At 36.3% G+C, this 17590-nt stretch carries 17 protein-coding genes; 8 read left to right on the top strand and 9 right to left on the bottom strand.

Going from position 1 to position 17590, the window contains the following annotated elements; genetic code table 11:
- Window positions 1–74: 74 nt before the first annotated feature.
- The 8 genes from leuC to ACTCAF_RS01120 all read left to right on the top strand — a co-directional run bounded on the left by leuC (window position 75) and on the right by ACTCAF_RS01120 (window position 10003).
- Window positions 75–1466 (top strand): 3-isopropylmalate dehydratase large subunit, encoded by a 1392-nt coding sequence (leuC, locus tag ACTCAF_RS01155; RefSeq protein ID WP_463061469.1) that lies wholly within the window; start codon window positions 75–77, stop codon window positions 1464–1466.
- Between the two features lie 10 nt (window positions 1467–1476).
- Window positions 1477–2079, top strand: coding sequence for a 3-isopropylmalate dehydratase small subunit (gene leuD, locus ACTCAF_RS01150; RefSeq protein WP_463061468.1), 603 nt, complete (start codon window positions 1477–1479; stop codon window positions 2077–2079).
- A gap of 179 nt (window positions 2080–2258) precedes the next feature.
- Window positions 2259–4319, top strand: a complete 2061-nt coding sequence (gene glyS / locus ACTCAF_RS01145; protein ID WP_463061467.1) for a glycine--tRNA ligase subunit beta — start codon at window positions 2259–2261, stop codon at window positions 4317–4319.
- Window positions 4320–4344: 25 nt separating this feature from the next.
- A complete protein-coding gene (gene ppdK, locus ACTCAF_RS01140) occupies window positions 4345–6972 on the top strand; it encodes a pyruvate, phosphate dikinase (protein ID WP_463061466.1) in 2628 nt (875 codons plus the stop codon).
- A 35-nt stretch (window positions 6973–7007) separates the two neighbouring features.
- A complete protein-coding gene (locus ACTCAF_RS01135; RefSeq protein WP_463061465.1) occupies window positions 7008–7610 on the top strand; it encodes a recombination-associated protein RdgC in 603 nt (200 codons plus the stop codon).
- A gap of 9 nt (window positions 7611–7619) precedes the next feature.
- On the top strand, window positions 7620–8123 hold the full coding sequence (locus tag ACTCAF_RS01130) for a hypothetical protein (RefSeq protein ID WP_463061464.1): 504 nt from the start codon (window positions 7620–7622) through the stop codon (window positions 8121–8123).
- A gap of 41 nt (window positions 8124–8164) precedes the next feature.
- A complete protein-coding gene (locus tag ACTCAF_RS01125) occupies window positions 8165–9595 on the top strand; it encodes a two-component system sensor histidine kinase NtrB (RefSeq protein ID WP_463061463.1) in 1431 nt (476 codons plus the stop codon).
- 30 nt (window positions 9596–9625) lie between these two features.
- Window positions 9626–10003, top strand: a complete 378-nt coding sequence (locus ACTCAF_RS01120) for a response regulator (RefSeq protein WP_463061462.1) — start codon at window positions 9626–9628, stop codon at window positions 10001–10003.
- Here ACTCAF_RS01120 and ACTCAF_RS01115 read toward each other — a convergent pair.
- From ACTCAF_RS01115 to ACTCAF_RS01075, 9 genes are read right to left on the bottom strand one after another with little or no spacing between them, the layout of a single operon-like run.
- Window positions 9993–10739 carry a Rossmann-like domain-containing protein gene (locus tag ACTCAF_RS01115; RefSeq protein WP_463061461.1) on the bottom strand — a complete coding sequence of 249 codons (747 nt, stop codon included), beginning with the start codon at window positions 10737–10739 and terminating at the stop codon, window positions 9993–9995. The two genes, ACTCAF_RS01120 and ACTCAF_RS01115, sit on opposite strands and share 11 nt — an antisense overlap.
- Window positions 10714–10998: a phosphoribosyl-ATP diphosphatase gene (hisE, locus tag ACTCAF_RS01110; protein WP_463061460.1), complete on the bottom strand. Its 285-nt coding sequence runs from the start codon at window positions 10996–10998 to the stop codon at window positions 10714–10716. Before hisE ends, ACTCAF_RS01115 begins: the two co-directional genes overlap by 26 nt.
- A gap of 1 nt (window position 10999) precedes the next feature.
- Complete coding sequence (gene hisF / locus ACTCAF_RS01105; RefSeq protein ID WP_463061459.1) at window positions 11000–11758, bottom strand: imidazole glycerol phosphate synthase subunit HisF; 759 nt, start codon at window positions 11756–11758, stop codon at window positions 11000–11002.
- Window positions 11748–13328 (bottom strand): DHA2 family efflux MFS transporter permease subunit, encoded by a 1581-nt coding sequence (locus ACTCAF_RS01100; RefSeq protein WP_463061458.1) that lies wholly within the window; start codon window positions 13326–13328, stop codon window positions 11748–11750. The genes hisF and ACTCAF_RS01100 overlap by 11 nt, the downstream gene beginning before the upstream one ends.
- A 5-nt stretch (window positions 13329–13333) precedes the next feature.
- Window positions 13334–14461 (bottom strand): HlyD family secretion protein, encoded by a 1128-nt coding sequence (locus ACTCAF_RS01095; protein ID WP_463061457.1) that lies wholly within the window; start codon window positions 14459–14461, stop codon window positions 13334–13336.
- A 4-nt stretch (window positions 14462–14465) separates the two neighbouring features.
- Window positions 14466–15749 (bottom strand): TolC family protein, encoded by a 1284-nt coding sequence (locus ACTCAF_RS01090; RefSeq protein ID WP_463061456.1) that lies wholly within the window; start codon window positions 15747–15749, stop codon window positions 14466–14468.
- Window positions 15746–16306 carry a TetR/AcrR family transcriptional regulator gene (locus ACTCAF_RS01085; protein WP_463061455.1) on the bottom strand — a complete coding sequence of 187 codons (561 nt, stop codon included), beginning with the start codon at window positions 16304–16306 and terminating at the stop codon, window positions 15746–15748. Before ACTCAF_RS01085 ends, ACTCAF_RS01090 begins: the two co-directional genes overlap by 4 nt.
- Window positions 16307–16354: 48 nt before the next feature.
- Complete coding sequence (locus tag ACTCAF_RS01080; protein ID WP_463061454.1) at window positions 16355–16690, bottom strand: DUF1634 domain-containing protein; 336 nt, start codon at window positions 16688–16690, stop codon at window positions 16355–16357.
- Window positions 16690–17505, bottom strand: a complete 816-nt coding sequence (locus tag ACTCAF_RS01075) for a sulfite exporter TauE/SafE family protein (RefSeq protein ID WP_463061453.1) — start codon at window positions 17503–17505, stop codon at window positions 16690–16692. Before ACTCAF_RS01075 ends, ACTCAF_RS01080 begins: the two co-directional genes overlap by 1 nt.
- Window positions 17506–17590: the final 85 nt, after the last annotated feature.

The following is a 17590-nucleotide window of genomic DNA, read 5'->3' as shown; positions in this document are numbered from 1 at the left end:
ACTTTTTTCTTTAAAATTTTATTTTTTTATATTATATCACTTATACCGAAATAATAAAATGTTAGGAGTTTTTGATGGGTAAAAATCTTTTTCAAAAAGTATGGGATTTGCACAAGGTCGCAGATCTCCCTGGAGGGAGGGTGCAATTGTTTATAGGTCTTCATCTTATTCACGAGGTAACAAGCCCGCAGGCCTTTGCAATGATAAAAGAAATGGGTTTAAAAGTGGCCTTTCCTGATCGGACATTTGCTACCTGTGATCATATTATTCCGACAGATGATACAAAAAGGCCTTTTCAGGATCCACTTGCTGAGGAGATGATGCAGGCTCTGGAAAAAAACACAAAAGAGCATGGCATAACATTTTTTGGTCCCGAATCAGGTTATCAGGGGGTTGTTCATATTGTAGGGCCTGAGCTTGGGCTGACACAACCAGGGATTACCGTAGCCTGTGGAGACTCTCATACGGCAACCCATGGGGCATTTGGTGCGATTGCATTTGGAATAGGTACAAGCCAGGTGAGAGACGTTTTGGCAACCCAGACCATGGCACTGAATACGTTTAAAGTTAGACGAGTTGAGGTTAATGGAAATCTTAGGCCAGGTGTTTATGCAAAAGATGTTATTTTGTATCTTATTAGAAAATTGGGTGTAAATGGCGGTATAGGCTATGCTTACGAATTTGCAGGTAGTACAATAGAAGGGCTGTCGATGGAAGGGCGGATGACTATCTGTAATATGGCAATAGAAGGTGGCGCAAGGGTTGGCTATATAAATCCTGATGAAAAGACCTATGAATATTTGAAAGGTAAAAAATATGCGCCAAAAAGTGACAGATGGGATGAAATGGTGGCTTATTGGGAGAGCATAAAGTCTGACAAAGATGCTGAATATGATGATGTGGTTGTTTTTAATGCAGAAGATATTGAACCTATGGTGACCTGGGGGATTAACCCTGAGCAGGCAATCGGAATATCTGAAAAATTGCCCGAAAATAACAATCCATCATTTCAAGAAGCTTATGAATATATGAAGTTTACTCCAGGAACATCTATAAAAGGGACAAAAATTGATGTGGCCTTTATCGGGAGCTGCACAAACGGCAGGATTGAAGATTTGAGAGAAGCGGCAAAATATCTTGAAGGCAAAAAGGTGGCAAAACACGTAAAGGCGCTTGCTGTGCCTGGCTCTGCTACCGTGAAAGCAAAAGCTGAAGCTGAGGGGCTTGATAAAATTTTTATTGAAGCAGGTTTTGAGTGGAGAAATCCCGGTTGCTCTATGTGTCTTGCCATGAATCCAGATAAGCTCATTGGTGATCAGATTTGTGCTTCCACTTCAAACAGAAACTTTAAGGGTAGGCAGGGATCATCATCCGGAAGGACTATTCTCATGAGTCCGGCAATGGTTGCTGCAGCTGCAGTAACAGGGGAAATTAGTGATTTAAGAGAAGTTTTTGATATAAAATAAGGGGGAAAAGATGTCTATAAATCCTATAAAGAAAGTGACAGGTAAAGCAGTTCCTATTTTAGGTGATGATATAGATACGGACAGAATAATTCCGGCAAGATATTTAAAATGTGTGACTTTTGACGGTATTGGTGAGTTTGCTTTTTATGATGAAAGGTTTGACGCAAATGGAAAGCCCACAAATCATCCAATGAACGACCCGAAATATAAAGACGCCTCTATTATTATTTCCGGCAACAATTTCGGGTGTGGCTCATCGAGGGAACACGCTCCACAATCTATTAAAAGAGCCGGTTTTTCTGCTATTATTGCGGAAAGTTTTGCCGAAATATTTTATGGCAACTCCACAACGCTTGGCCTTGTCTGTGTGACTATGTCAAGAAGTGACATTAATGAATTGGCAGAAATTGTAAAGAGTGCTCCTGAGACAGTTTTGGAGATAGATATTGAAGCTGAAAACGTAAGGTTGGCTGGCAAAAATTACAAATGTGAAATTAAGCCTTCTACAAAAAAGGCGCTTCTTGACGGGGAATATGACAGCCTTGGGATTTTGCTGAAAAATATTGATAAAGTAAAAGAGCTTGAAAAGAGTCTAAAATACAGTTTTGTGTAAACATTAAAGGCCTGCAGAATAAATTGTCGGCCTTTTTTGTGTTGAACTTAATATATGAAAACTGTAAACTTTCCCTTGAAAATATATGCTCTTGGGTTTATAACTCTTCAGCAATATTCACGGGCTTATGCTGAGGTTTTGCCCGATTAAATCCTATTAAAGATGCTTTTGGAGGCGATATGTCGTTTTTTCTTTTGGAAATTGGAACTGAAGAGATTCCTGCTGGTCTTATAAATCCGGCCTATACCTTTTTGAGGGATGAATTTGAGAAACTATTCAAGCAAAACAATATAAATTTTGATAAGATTATTGCAAACGGCACCCCAAGAAGACTTTTTTTATACATAGAAGGCTTGCCGGAAATGCAGAATGATAGGGAAGAGATTGTAATTGGACCGCCTGCATCAATAGCTTTTGATAAAGATGGCAATCTGACAAAAGTAGCAATCGGGTTTGCAAAATCCAAAGGGATAGATGAAAGCAATTTGTCTAAAATCACTACTGAAAAAGGTGAGTATCTGCAAGGGATTAAAAAAATAAAAGGGATTCAGGTTACTGAGTTTATAATAAACAATATTAAAGATGTTATCCTCAATATACCTTTTAAGAAATCTATGAGGTGGGGAGATAAAAATATCAGATTTGCAAGACCGATACACTGGTTTTTGTCTGTCTTTGACGGAAAACCTTTTTCTTTTGAAATAGACGGCATTGTTGCTTCCAATATGACATATGGCCACAGGTTTATGGGTAAAGAAGGGTTTGAGGTGGATAGTTTTAGTGGTTATATAAACGGTCTCAAAGAGAGAAATGTTATAGTTTCATTTGAGGAGCGAAAGAGTGAAATATTAAAGCAGTTGAAAGAAGTAGAAAAGGAAGGAGGATTTTCAATCCCGGTCGATGAGGATTTGCTTGATACGGTTTCAAACTTGGTAGAGTATCCGTATGCTGTTATCGGCAGTTTTTCTGAAGAGTTTCTCAAATTGCCCAAAGAAGTGCTTGTAACTTCAATGAAAGTTCACCAGAAATATTTTTATGTGGAAGACAAGAAGGGGAATATCTTAAATTATTTTATAGGTATTTCCAATACCAGACCTGTAAATGAAAATGTGAGAAATGGCTATGAAAGAGTTTTAAGGGCAAGACTGACTGATGCCATGTTTTTTTATGAAAATGATAAAAATATTCATCTTGAGAAAAGGGCCGAAGCGCTAAAAAAGGTTGTGTATCAAGAAAAACTTGGTACTTCCTGGGAAAAAGTGGAAAGATTTACTAAAATTGCTGAGAAGTTGGCAAATGATTTTGATAAAACAAGACTTGATACTGTCAGACGGACATGTTTGCTTTGCAAGGCAGACTTGATGACAGAGATGGTTTACGAATTCCCTGAGTTGCAGGGTTATATGGGGATGATTTATGCAAGACTTCAGGGGGAAGAAGAGTCTGTTGCTCTTGCAATTAATGAGCATTATATGCCAAGGTTTGCAGGAGACAATCTTCCGTCAACATTTGAAGGTGCTGTTGTTTCGATAGCAGACAAGATTGATACAATTTGTGGCTGCTTTTCGATAGGACTGATCCCCACAGGGAACAATGACCCATATGCGCTTAGAAGAAATGCAATTGGTATTTTGAACATTATAAGGGACAGAAAGCTGAGAATTAATATCAGGGAGTTAATTAAATACTCACTTGGCAATCTCACTGAAAAGGCGAAATTTGATATAAATGATGTGACAGAGAAGGTTTATGAATTTATAATGCAGAGATTTAAACAGATTCTTGTTTCTGAAGGGGTTGATGCGGAAATATTTGAGTCTGTTGTTGATAACTACTCTGATATTTTGATGGTAGAAAAGGCAGCAAAGGAGATTACACCAAAAAGAAATTCCGAAGATTTTATGACAGTAGCTGCAAGCTATAAAAGGATTTCAAATATTCTAAAGAAAGCTGACCATGTAAACGAAGATTTTGACACCAATCTTTTTGCAACAGAGCATGAAGCCAAACTTGCCAAATCCCTTGAAAATGTTTCAGGTAGCTTAAAATTGCTTATAGATAAAGAGGATTTTGATGGCGCCATCGTAGAACTTTTAAAAATGAGAAATGTCATTGATACTTTCTTTGACAATGTGATGGTGATGGATAAGGATGAAAAGATAAAAAATAACAGGCTTGGGCTGCTTGCATCGTTAAAAGGTACTTTTGATAAGTTATTAAAGTTTGATAAGATAAATTAGTATTAATAACTAAAGGGGGTAGCTGATGTCAGCTAAAAAATTTGTATATTTTTTTGGTAACGGTAGTGCTGAGGGAGATGGTAAGGACAAAAATCTATTGGGGGGCAAAGGGGCTGGCCTTGCTGAGATGACGAATCTCGGAATACCAGTGCCACCAGGATTTACCATCACAACAGAGGCTTGTATTGAGTATCAAAAAAATCATGACTATCCTGAAGGGATGTGGGAGCAAACACTTGAAGCAATGAAAAAACTTGAGGATGCCGTGGGTAAAAAATTTGGAAATACAGAAAATCCTCTATTGGTATCCGTAAGAAGTGGTGCCAGGGTTTCTATGCCAGGTATGATGGATACTGTGCTTAATCTTGGGCTTAACAATGAAACTGTAAAAGGGCTTGCTAATGCTTCTGGTAATGAAAGGTTTGCTTATGACTCATACAGAAGATTTATTCAGATGTTTGGTGATGTTGTTCTTGGTGTCGAACATCACAAGTTTGAAAAAGTATTAAAAAAGATGAAAGAAGATAAAAAGGTTGAAAGTGATACTCAGCTTGATGCTGAAGATATGAAAAAACTGGTAAAGGAATATTTAAAGATTGTTGAGGATGAAACAGGTAAGCCTTTCCCACAGGATACTACAGAGCAGCTTAAACTTGCTATTAACGCAGTATTTAACTCATGGGATAACCAGAGGGCAAAAACATACAGAAAGCTCAATAAAATTCCTGATGACTGGGGTACTGCTGTCAATATTGTTGCAATGGTTTTTGGTAATATGGGTGATGATTGCGGTACAGGTGTTGCATTTACGAGGAATCCTTCTACAGGTGAAAAAGAGTTTTTTGGTGAATTTTTGATAAATGCTCAGGGGGAAGACGTGGTGGCAGGTATAAGGACACCTGAGCCGATTGCAAAATTAAAGGATGAAATGCCTGAGGTTTTTGCCCAGCTTGAGGAAGTGTACAAGAAGCTTGAGACTCACTATAAGGATATGCAGGATATAGAATTTACAGTTGAAAGGAAAAAACTTTACATGTTGCAGACAAGAAGTGGCAAGAGGACTGCAAGGGCAGCGGTAAAAATAGCTTACGACATGTACAGGGAAGGCTTGATTGATAAGAAAACAGCAGTATTGAGAGTCAAACCTGAGCAGGTTGACCAGCTCCTGCACCCAATGATTGACCCGAAAGAAAAATATATCGCAATTGCAAAAGGATTGCCTGCATCTCCCGGTGCTGCTGTAGGGAAGGTTGTTTTTACTGCTGATGATGCTGAGAAAATGGCAGCGGCAGGCGAAAAGGTTATTCTTGTTAGAAATGAGACTTCCCCTGAAGATATTGGGGGTATGCACGCTTCAGAAGGGATACTTACAGCAACAGGTGGGATGACAAGCCATGCTGCAGTTGTTGCCAGAGGTATGGGTAAATGCTGTGTTGCAGGTTGTGGTGCGCTTAAAATAGATGAGCACAAAAAGATTCTTACAGTTGGAGATAATGTAGTCAAAGAAGGTGATTTTATAACAATAAATGGTAGTACAGGTGAGGTAATATTGGGGAAAGTTACCCTTGTGGAGCCTGAATTGTCTGGTGAATTTGCAGAAATTCTTAAGTGGGCTGATGAATTCAGAACGCTTGGTGTAAGAACCAATGCGGATACCCCCCACGATTCAAAAGTGGCAAGAGATTTTGGGGCTGAAGGTATCGGGCTTTGTAGAACCGAGCATATGTTTTTTGATGGGGACAGGATTGATGCCGTAAGAGAGATGATTCTTGCAGAAAACGAAGAAGGCAGAAGAAGGGCTCTTGAAAAGATAAAACCTTACCAGAAAGAAGACTTTATTGGTATATTCAAGGCTATGGATGGGCTGCCTGTTACTATCAGGTTGTTGGACCCGCCACTTCATGAATTTATTCCTCATACCGATGAGGATATACAGAAAGTAGCAGATGCGTCAGGTGTTTCCTTTGAAAAACTTCAGAAGAAGGCTGAGGAATTAAAAGAGTTTAACCCTATGCTTGGCCATAGAGGGTGCAGGCTCGGGATTACCTACCCTGAAATATATGAAATGCAGGTGTATGCGATAATGGAGGCTGCCTGCGAAGTCAAAAAAGAAGGGGTGAAGGTATTTCCTGAAATAATGATACCTCTTGTTGGGCATTACAAAGAACTTGCCATATTAAAAGAGATGGTTAACTCTGTTGCCACTGAGGTAATGAACTCATACAATGAAAAGATAGAATACCTTGTAGGGACAATGATAGAGCTTCCAAGAGCTGCGCTCACTGCAGATGAAATTGCTGAATATGCAGAATTTTTCTCATTTGGTACTAATGACCTTACACAGACTACTCTTGGTCTGAGCCGTGATGATTCCGGTAAATTTTTGCCCGATTACGTGGATAAGGGGATATATAAAGAAGACCCATTTGTTTCCATAGATGTTTCCGGTGTAGGCCAGCTTGTTGAGATGGGTGTGACTAAAGGTAGAAAAACAAGACCAAATTTAAAAACCGGAATATGCGGTGAACATGGTGGAGACCCTGAATCAATTTACTTCTGCCAGAAGGTAGGTCTTAACTATGTGAGCTGCTCACCTTACAGGGTTCCTGTTGCAAGACTTGCAGCTGCGCATGCTGCTTTAAATGGTAAATAAAGGGGGGATCCCCCCCCTTATTTTTTGGGATTGATATGGGGCTTGTCTCTGGCAGTTTAACTTTTTTCAGGTTATATTTTAAGGAAAATATAAATTTTTCTGCCGGTGAAGTTGCAGAAATTTTAAAAGAGTATAGCTTTGAAAGGCTTTATGATGATGAAAAACTTGTTAATTATGGTTTTGTACCTTTCAACTTTCCAGCTGTTAGTAGTTTTGATGTGGCCGAGGTCAATTTTGAAGGGATGGATATATTTGCAGTCAGAATGGATGAAAAAAAGATAAACAAAAAGTATTTTGACATTGAATTTGAAAATATGAAGAGAAAGTTTCAGGAAGAAAACAATAAGAACTTTCTTACCAAAATGGATAAGGAGTTCATCAAAAATGCCCTAAATACAAAGCTGCTTAAGGGCACTTTACCATCCACATCTCTTATTGAAGTAATATTGGATCAGAAACAAAAGTGCATCTATTCAAGTATACTTAGCGCAAAAGTAATGGATATATTGGAAAATTTGTTCAGAATAGCTTTTGATATAGCGATATACCGGGAAAATATTGTTGAAAATGTAAGAAAGAAAACAATGGATGCAAAACTTGTTGACAGTCTTATGACACTATCTCCATATAATTTTTAGGAGCGTATATTGAAACTTTATACTGATAAAAAAGATATTTCATTTATTGAGTCTGAGTTTCTTACATATCTTCTGGGGAAATATTATCTTGGCGAAAATATTGTCGATACGGAAAATTTCAGCTTTTACTTTGAAGCTTCAAAACATATAGTTCTTTTTGACGCTGGTAGCGAGGAAAAGATTTCGGTAGAGTCTGAAAACTTTAATAATTGCAAAGAAATATATGCATCTCTCAAGGATGGTAAAAAGGTATACGAACTGACTCTAAAGGTAAAAAAAGATAATATTTCGTACGAAATTACTTTCAGGACAGACCCTTTAAGAATTGTTAGGGTTACTGCCCCTAAAAGTATTGGTGAAGAAATTTATGATAAGGTAGTAGAACGCTCGCTTTACCTAAAAGAGATATATGAGATTTATGATGAGCTTATAGCGAATTTTGTAAAAAGCAGGACTACCGATGACTGGTATATATTCATAAGAAAGTTTAGAGAATTTATTTCAAATATTTAATTTTTATCCCCTTTAAATTGTCAAATATGCTATAATTGGACATGGAAAATGTAATACTTGCGGAAAAAATCTTTAAAACAAAGTTTGCTGATATAAAAATTACTGATGATAAAGAGATAGTTTTTCGTTACGCAAACGGAAGTAAGGCACATAGGGAAATACACATCAAAAGAGGCATATATGATATGTATTTCGGACTTAATATCATGCCTGAAGATTTAGATGGAGATTTGCTTGCAGAGTTTTTTGAATATCAACTAAAAAATTTTAGCTTAAGTTGTCCAGAAAATATTTTCAAATGCTCTGACATTCTTCTTGGGATTCTTGAAAACAAAACACTTGATGACAGCCTAAGACTTATTACCGACCAGCTTATATCTACCGGTAAATTTAAGAGAATTGGTCTTATGTTGTTTAACGAAGCTGTCATGAGCTTAAGATGTGTGCTTTATGTAATAAGTGAGGGGATTGATGAGAGCTATAGAGATTTAAGAGGTGTCACAATACACCTTGATGGTAAAAGTATTCTGACAGATGTGCTTTTTTATAATAAAGTTCAATATGTGGAATATGAAAACATAGAATATTATGATGAAATTAAAAAATGCTTTAAAAATGATGTGCTGGTTGGCAATATTTATTCAAAGAACGGTCCAACAGGGGTAGTAATAGCTGAGCCTTCATACTATGATAAAAGTGTAGATGAACAGTTTAAATTTTATCTGAGAATTATTTCTCTGGCGGTTGAGCTTAACAAAATGTTTAAAATGTATGATTTTGCTCTGGAAGATATAAAATATTTCAAAGAAAACATGGCAAAGACAAACAGTCTTGCTCAGGTTGGAAAATTTGCTGCCACGGTGGCGCATGAAATAAAAAACCCACTGGTTGCAATTGGTGGATTTGCTTCAAAACTTGAAAAATATATCACCAATTCAAAAGGGAGGACTTATCTTAATATTGTAAATACGGAAATTGAAAGACTGGATAGGATTGTGTCAGATATTTTAGGGTATTCAAGGCAGACTAAACTAAATTTTGTAAATACAACAGTAGGAAATATTGTCAATCAGGTAATTGAGCTTGTATCGGAAAAATTGAGTATCAATAGTATTGATGTGAAACTTAATATGGAAAATGAAGATGAATTCATATATGTTGATGAAAAAAGAATGAAACAGGTGTTGTTAAATATTGTTGAAAATGCGATCCATGCTATGGAAGAAGGTGGTGTTTTAAAAATATCTTCAAAGCATTGTCAGGACAGGATGATAATAAATGTTGAAGATTCCGGGCCAGGAATCCCTCCTGATATTATAAACAAGGTATTTGAGCCTTTTTTTAGCACCAAAGACCACGGGACCGGGCTTGGGCTTGCTATTTGCAAAGAGATATTAAGTAAACACGGCGGTAATATTTATATGGAAAGTGGCAGCAGCGGGACAAAAGTTACTGTGGAGCTGCCCCTTTAAAAGAATGAATAAATGTAATAAGGGGTAATTATGAAAAACAAAGTGTTGATAATTGATGATGACTATAGTGTGAGGGAATTTTATAAAACCTTTCTTGTGGAAAACGGATATGAAGTATTGACTGCAGAAGATGGAAATGAAGGTTATGAAGTTTTCAAAAATAACAAACCTGATCTTATCCTTCTTGATATAAGTATGCCCCAAAAAAATGGCCTTGATGTGTTAAGGGAGATAAGGGAAGTTGATGAAGACATCCCTGTATTTTTGTTGACAGCTTATGAAGAGCATAAAAGAAATTTTGCCTCCCTTTATGCCGATGAGTACTTTGTTAAGACAAAAAAACCTTCATTAATCCTTGAAAGAATGAAAAAGGCTATAGAAAGAAGAAAGGCAAAAATTAAAAATTAGATTTATCTACCCACATCTTTGTGATGCAGTTTTTTAGAGCGTGCATCCCTGCACCTTTTTTAACGAGGTTAAGGCATACTTCCCCGTCACTAACCATTGCTCCTGCAATATAGCCCAGTTCGGCAAGGGCTTTTGAAAGTGGCGTAGTTGGGCCTACAAATATAATTTTACATCTGTCATTGACAAAGTGAATAAAGTCATCTGTTGTGAAATTTACAAAAGTTGAGCCTGTAATTATAAAAAAATCGGTGTCTTTCAGGAGAAATTTTGCAAAACTTGGTCTTATTGTCCCCGGAATATTTTTAAGCTCGAAAATATCAAGTCTTTTTGCTCTATCCCTGATATTTTTTGTAAGGGGTTTAAAATCTCCTACCATACCAACTACTTTATCAGTAAAGTCAAATTTTTCATATAAAGAAGTACTGTCAGGCTGTCCATTTTTTAATACAGAATTTATTGTAGCTACAAGGATACTGTTAAGGAGAAAATCTTTTTTGTAAATAAAATCTGCAATCTTAGCTCCAGAATAGCCTGTCAATTCAGTAATGTTGATGCAACAATCATCGGACTTTGTTTCAGGAAAGTTGTACGCAAGGCCTACTCCGGTTTCAGTTTGTACTGCCACATAATTAACTCCGATTACGTAGTCGATTATTGTTACATTTTTAAGATATCCATAAGCTTCATCAAGAATTTTTTCAATTAACAGCTTATTTATGTCTTTTTTCAAGTTCATCTATTACACTCTGAAAAGAGATATCTTTAAATTCCAAAGCCACAATCAGGTGATAAAGGTAATCGGCTGCCTCAGAAATAATTCTGTCTTTTGATTGAACCAAAAAAGCCTGTATAAACTCAGCGTTTTCTTCACCAAGCTTTTTTATTATTTTGTTGTTGCCCCCTTCAAAAAGTTTGGCTGTATATGAGCCTTCTGAAGGGTGTAATTTTCTGTCATGAATTATTTCACACAAATTTTTAAGAAATGACAAATCCATATTATAACCTCACATTTACACCGTTGTCTTTTAGATATTTTTTTACTTCCCCAACGGTATATTCCCCAAAGTGAAAAATACTTGCAGCAAGTGCAGCGTCAGCCTTCCCTTTTGTCAAGCCATCCAAGATATGTTGTAAATTACCCACACCACCTGAAGCAATTACCGGTATCTGCACAGCCTCTGAAATACATCTTGTAAGCTCTATATCGTATCCATCCTTAGTACCATCTTTATCCATTGAAGTCAAAAGTATCTCCCCAGCACCATAATCCTGCATCCTTAAAGCCCATTTGACCGCATCAATCCCGGTAGGGTTTCTTCCTCCGTGTGTGAAAACTTCCCATTTATTTTCAGCTACCTTCTTTGCATCAATCGCCACCACTATGCACTGTGTGCCGAATTTGCGGGCTGCCTGTTTAACAAATTCAGGATTATTTACTGCAGCGGTATTTATAGATACCTTGTCAGCACCTGCATTGAGAAGATTTCTGATGTCTTCAATGGTTCTTACTCCGCCACCGACGGTAAGAGGCATAAAAATTTTTTTTGCTGTTTCTGCCACGATATCAAGAATTATGCCTCTGTTTTCGTGACTTGCTGTTATGTCAAGAAAAGTTAGCTCATCAGCTTTTTGCCTGTTGTACTCCTCAGCAACCTGTACCGGGTCTCCTGCATCCTTTAAGTCAAGAAATTTTGTACCCTTTACTACACGCCCATTTTTGACATCAAGGCAAGGGATAATTCTTTTAGTCAGCATCTTCCACCTTTTGAGCTTTTTTCGTCTTTATCTCATGAATAAATACAAAAGTCAAAAAGGAAAGTCCAAAAATGCCAAAATAACCGGCATGACGAAAAACATCCTGAAAAGCGTGACTCAGCGACTGCACAGAGACAGCCTTTCCTAACAGTGCGGCGATTTTGACATCTAGAATGTTTGAAGGCAACAGGTTTGAAAGTTGTTCTTTCAATGTGCCAACATAGTGATAAACAGTTGAATGATTTTGTATGTTGCCTATCTCTTCAAAGTGAAAACTATATTTTGACTGCAGAGTATTAGTTGCAATAGCCGTCCCAAAAGAGCCACCCATAAATCTCAGGTAGTGTAAAAGACCAACCCCAAGACTGGTCTTTTCCTTTAAATGTCTCATGGCAAGTGTAGTTATTGGCGCAAAAAAACTTCCGAGTGAAAATCCCAGTGGGATTGTAAGTAAGATTGTCTGAACGGAAGGGGTATAATAGTTGAGTCTTGGAATCAAAAATACACTTGTTGTTATATATAAAAAAGCATTAAACATAAGTACAATATGCTCGCTGATTTTATCTGACAAAAGCCCTGCAATAGGTGATGTAAATCCAATAAATATGGCAAATCCGAGCATATGAAGTCCGGTCTGAAGGGTGGTAAAGTGTCTCAGATTTTCGTAGTAAAGGGGGATAAGATAAAATAGCTGATAAATTGAAAGTCCAAGAGTAAAAAAGTATATCAATGTGGCATATCTGTATTGAGGGATTTTAAATATTGAAAAATCTATAAGCTTGTGTTTGCTGATAAGCTCGAAAATAATATACGAAAGTAGAGAAATAACCGATATGATAAGAAGCAAAACAATGAAATCAGATTGTAGCCACCCCTTTTGCTGCCCTTTTGAAAGCATTATCAAAAGAGAGATTGTAAAAGAAGCCATGAAAAAATAACTGATAAAATTAAATTTAAATTTTTCTTTAATATTAGCATATGACGGTAGAATTAACATTCCAAGGACTATTACCATTGCACCAATCGGCAGGTTAACAAAGAAAACACTCCTCCAGCCCAAATGCTCAGTCAGCCATCCACCAAGAGTTGGACCGAGAGCAGGCGCAAAGCTTACCCCCATACCGTATATTCCCATAGCAAGCCCTTTAAGGTGGGGTGGATAAAGGGAAAAAAGAATTGCCTGGGCTGAAGCCACTACAAATGCTTCACCTGTTCCCTGCATACACCTGAAAATTATCATCTGTGATAAATCGGATGAAATTCCGCAAAGGTAGCTTGACAATGTAAAGATAATGATTCCGGTAAGAAAAAGTTTGCTAAGCCCAAGAACCTTGTCAAGGGATTCTACAAGCAAAAGCGCTGTTGCCGCTGAGGCCATGTATGATGTAATAACCCATTGCACACCATACAGATCAGTCTTTAGGGGAGCCATCATTTTTGGAACAACAACATCCACAATTGTAGTGTCAAGAATCGCCATAAATGTGCCTGTCATTACTATAAAGGTAATAAGCAGGCGACCTACAAGACTAATTTGCTCATAAATAGGTTTATCGTTATTTATTACCATAAGTATTATCTTTTAATTTTTATTTCTCCGCCGAGGCCAACTCTTAATAGTTGTAGATTTCCTGATGTGAATTTGATTCTTATAGGGATTCTCTGGGAAACCTTTGTAAATTCACCTGCTGAAATGTCCCTTGGTACAAGCGCATATGTTGCAGCAGAAGCCGGATAAATTTCAACAACTTCACCTTCAAATTTTTCATCCGGATATGCATCAATCTTAATTTCAGCAAAATCACCTGGATTTACACCTTTTATTTTTTCTTCTTCCATAAGCACATAACCATATAGTTCTTTTGTATCTACAATGGAATAAATATAGCTACCCGCCTTTACAACACTGCCTATCTCAGCAAATTTTTGTCCAATAATACCTGCAAAAGGGGATTTTAACTTACAGTCATCAATCATGCTTTCAATGTCTTCTCTGTCTTTGTTCAGGGCATTGATTTGTTCTGTGAGTGATTCAATTTTATTGGTGAGCTCAGACACCGTTTTCATTTTTGTTTCAACAAGCTCTATCTCTTTTTGCGCAACTTTTATTGTTTCGTTTAATGAGTCAAGTTTTGCTTTTAAAGAGGCCTTTTTAGATTGTAAAGATTTAAGTTTGGTTGATATATCTTCAAAATCTCTAAGAGGAATTGCCTTCTCATCCTTAAGATTTTTGTATCTTTGATAATCTCTGCCGGTTTGTTCAAGCTGAATGTCTATTTCATTGATATTTTGTCTATATGCTTCTATCTCTTTTTCAATTGATAGAAGATAATTCTTTTTAATATCTTTTTCTATGTAAAGGGACTTTAATGTCTTTTCCTTATTTTCAATAAGTGCTTTCTTTTCGGCTTCAAGGGATTTTATCCTGTGCTTTATTTTTTCAAGGTTTGTTTTGTAATCAGAATCATCAATCTCCGCAAGGATATCCCCTTTATTTACAGGCTCACCTTCTTTAAAATTCATCTTTATTATTTTGCCGGAAATTCTTTTAAACGAAACATTGGATAATCGGTCACTTTTAACAAAAAAGGCATCGGTTGAAGCATAAAGTTTTCGTTCGTTGAGCCATCTGTAACCAATAAAAATGGCTGTTATAAGACCTATTACAAGTATAACAAGAGCTATTTTTACCTGTTTTTTCATCTAATCACCTCAAATTGTTTCCAATTGTTTTTTCTATCTGATAATATGAGATTATAAGGTCATAATAGGCGTTTTTCTCATTATTCAGAGCGCTTGTGAGCATTGCCTCTGCATCAAGGACGTCGCTATTTGAGGCAAGTGAATTGCTGTATTTGAGCTTTACGATGCGAAAATACTCTTCAGCTTCCTTAAGAGCAGTTTTTGCAACTTTAAGATTTTCCCGGGCTGTGATGTAATTTTCAAAGGCATCTTTTACCTCTAATTTAATCTGCAAAATTGTATTTAATCTTTTTTGATTTAATGCTATAATCTTTTCGCTGACCGCACTTATTTCTTTTGAAGGTTTATTCCACTGTAAATCAAAGTTTAAACCCAATTTACCAAAAAATCCCCCTTTTGGTTCGATGTCATCATTCTGGTTACTGTATGAGTATCCGGCTGCTACATAAATTTTGGGATTAAAGTCAGATTTGATTAAGTTTTTGGACTCTTTCAGGGCTGCTATTTCAGTGTTGAGTTGTTTTATGACAGGTCTGTTGTTTACAGCTTTTTCATATAAATCCTGGAGATTGAAAGTAACGTCATCATAGTCAAAAACTTTAATTTCGGTTATTTCTATATCCTTCGAATCTATGTTATCCCTTATCAACATACTGAGAGATGATTTTGCTACATTAATCTGGCTTTCAATTTTTGTCAGGTATTGTTTTGCCTCTTTCAATTTTACATTTGTCTGTAGTAGGTCTATTTGGGCCACAAGCCCTTGGGCATAAAATTTCTGGATATCGTTATAATGGCTTTCAAGTGCGTTGTAATGGCTGATTGCTATATCTTTGAGTGCAATCAGTTTCAATGTTTCAACATAACTTTTTTTAACCTGAAATATGAGATTGTTTTTGAATTCAAGGAAGTTTTCATTTGTAGCCTTTTCGCGTAGCCTTTTTATATTTATATTTGAGCTTATAGCACCTCCGGAGTAAATGTTGTACTTAACCCCTACGTTAGCATCAAAATAGTTATCCTTAACCTGTGTGACGCTTGTAGATATTCCCGGAGCCATCTGGACGGTAAGTTTTTTTTCATCATCAAGAAGCGTGTAAGATGTGTCAAAAAAGATGGAGGGCATGTTAAGTGACTTTGCTGCTTCTGTTTCATACTGGCTGCTTTTGGTTTCAGACTTTAATGCTTTCAGTAAATGGTTATTGTTGATGGCACTCTCAACTGCCTCATCTATTGTCAGGGCGAAAATATTGGATGATATGAGTAATAACATGAGTATCTTTTTCATACAGACTCCTTGCAGATAATTTTGATGATATTCTCAATCATTAAATCTATTTTTTCCACAGGTACATTTTCTTCAATAATAAGTGTTTCTACCATATTTTTTATAAATCCGCTAATAAGAAATGCTTTTTCATAGGCGTACTCAGCATCAGTTTCCTTTAAAATCATGTAAACTATTTCAAAATTTTTTGTTTTAAAGGATTGGTATATTTTTCTTAATTCATGGCTTGATGTAACTGCTTCATAAATAAACACTTTAGCAATATCTTTTATTTCTCTGAATCTTCTGTTGAGATATTTTAAAAGGGAAGAAACGTTATCTTTGCCCTTATTTGATTGTAAAAGAGCCTCTATGTTTTGAATTGTTTCATTATGTGTGGATAAAAGAATCTCTTTGAAACAATCTTCCTTGCTGGAAAAACAGTTATAGAAACTCCCCTGGGAAAATCCGGCATTTGTAACTATGTCAGATACCTTTGTTTTCCAGTAACCTTTTTCGGCAAAAATTTTAACAGCAGACTGTAAAATTTTATTTTTAGTACTCTCTGACTGACTCATCAGTCAGAGAATATTTGCCATGATAAAAAAGTCAATGGATTTTTATTTTTATCTACCGATACCCAATAGTATTGCAAGTATAAGTATCAATATTATTGCTGATGATAAAAAAAATTCTTTGTAAGATTTATTTAGAATGCTTAAAACAGATATTGCAACTACCGCAGCAAAAGGGGTTAAAATAAGAAATATCAGGCCTATGTAAAGGGTGGCATAAGGGTTTAGATGAATTGTCTGATTTATTAAATAAGTGATATCCATAGAAGAAGGCTTTGTGCTGTTATTTAAGACAACAATTTCCAGAATGCCAAGAATAATTATAAAAAAACTTAACCTTGTCCCCAACTTATAAACCTTTGCAATGAGAACTTTCTGGATATCCATTATTTAATTCCTTTTATAAACATTTGAATACTTACAAATAATAAAAATATCATAAATAGTGTTTTAATCCTTTTGTCCTGCAATTTGTTAAACTTTTTGGAAGCTGCTTTTGAACCAAAAGTTACCCCTATTACCATCAAAGAAGTTAACAGAGGGTCTATATAGCCTGATTTGAAATATACCATTGAGCCGGCAGCAGCGGTAAGTCCTATCATAAAATTGCTTGTTGCGGTAGCGGCTTTAATGGGCATTCTTGCCAGGATATTCATTGCAGGGACTTTTACTACTCCCCCGCCGATACCGAGCATTCCGGAAAGAAGTCCTGCAAAGGCTGATATGGCGGCAGTTAACCATATTTTTACAGGATGGTAATTTATGTTGTCTTTTCTTAGTTCGTCAAAGTATGTTGAAGCAAAAAAACTTTTGCAATTTTCATCAGTGGCATAACTGTCATTTGTATTTCTTCTTAAAAAATAGAGCATAGAAATAAGTGCCAGTATTACAGAAAAAATAAGTATAATTGGCTTTTCATTGACTGAAACACTTAAAAGGCCGCCAAATATTGCAAAAAGAGCCGTAGTTATTTCAAGAAAAAGACCAAATCTTATATTGGTAAGCCCTGATATGATATTAAAACCGGTAATGTTTGAGCTTGTAGCTACAATTGTAATTAGTGATGTGGCTATGGCAACGTGAATAGGATATTTAAACCATAAAACAAGTAGAGGTATCATTATGGAGCCGCCACCAATACCCAATATTCCACCCAGAAAGCCAACGAAAAAGCCTGCAAGCAAAATTGTCAATACAAACATTTTGCAATTCTAAGTCTCTATAAATCACTTGTCAATTGAAATTGCCGTTGTTTGGAATGTTCAATCCGGCAAAAAATGTTTTGCA

The organism is Deferrivibrio sp., assembly GCF_055117995.1.
The sequence above is the reverse complement of the archived record's forward strand: the minus strand, read 5'-3'. Positions and strand labels throughout refer to the sequence as shown.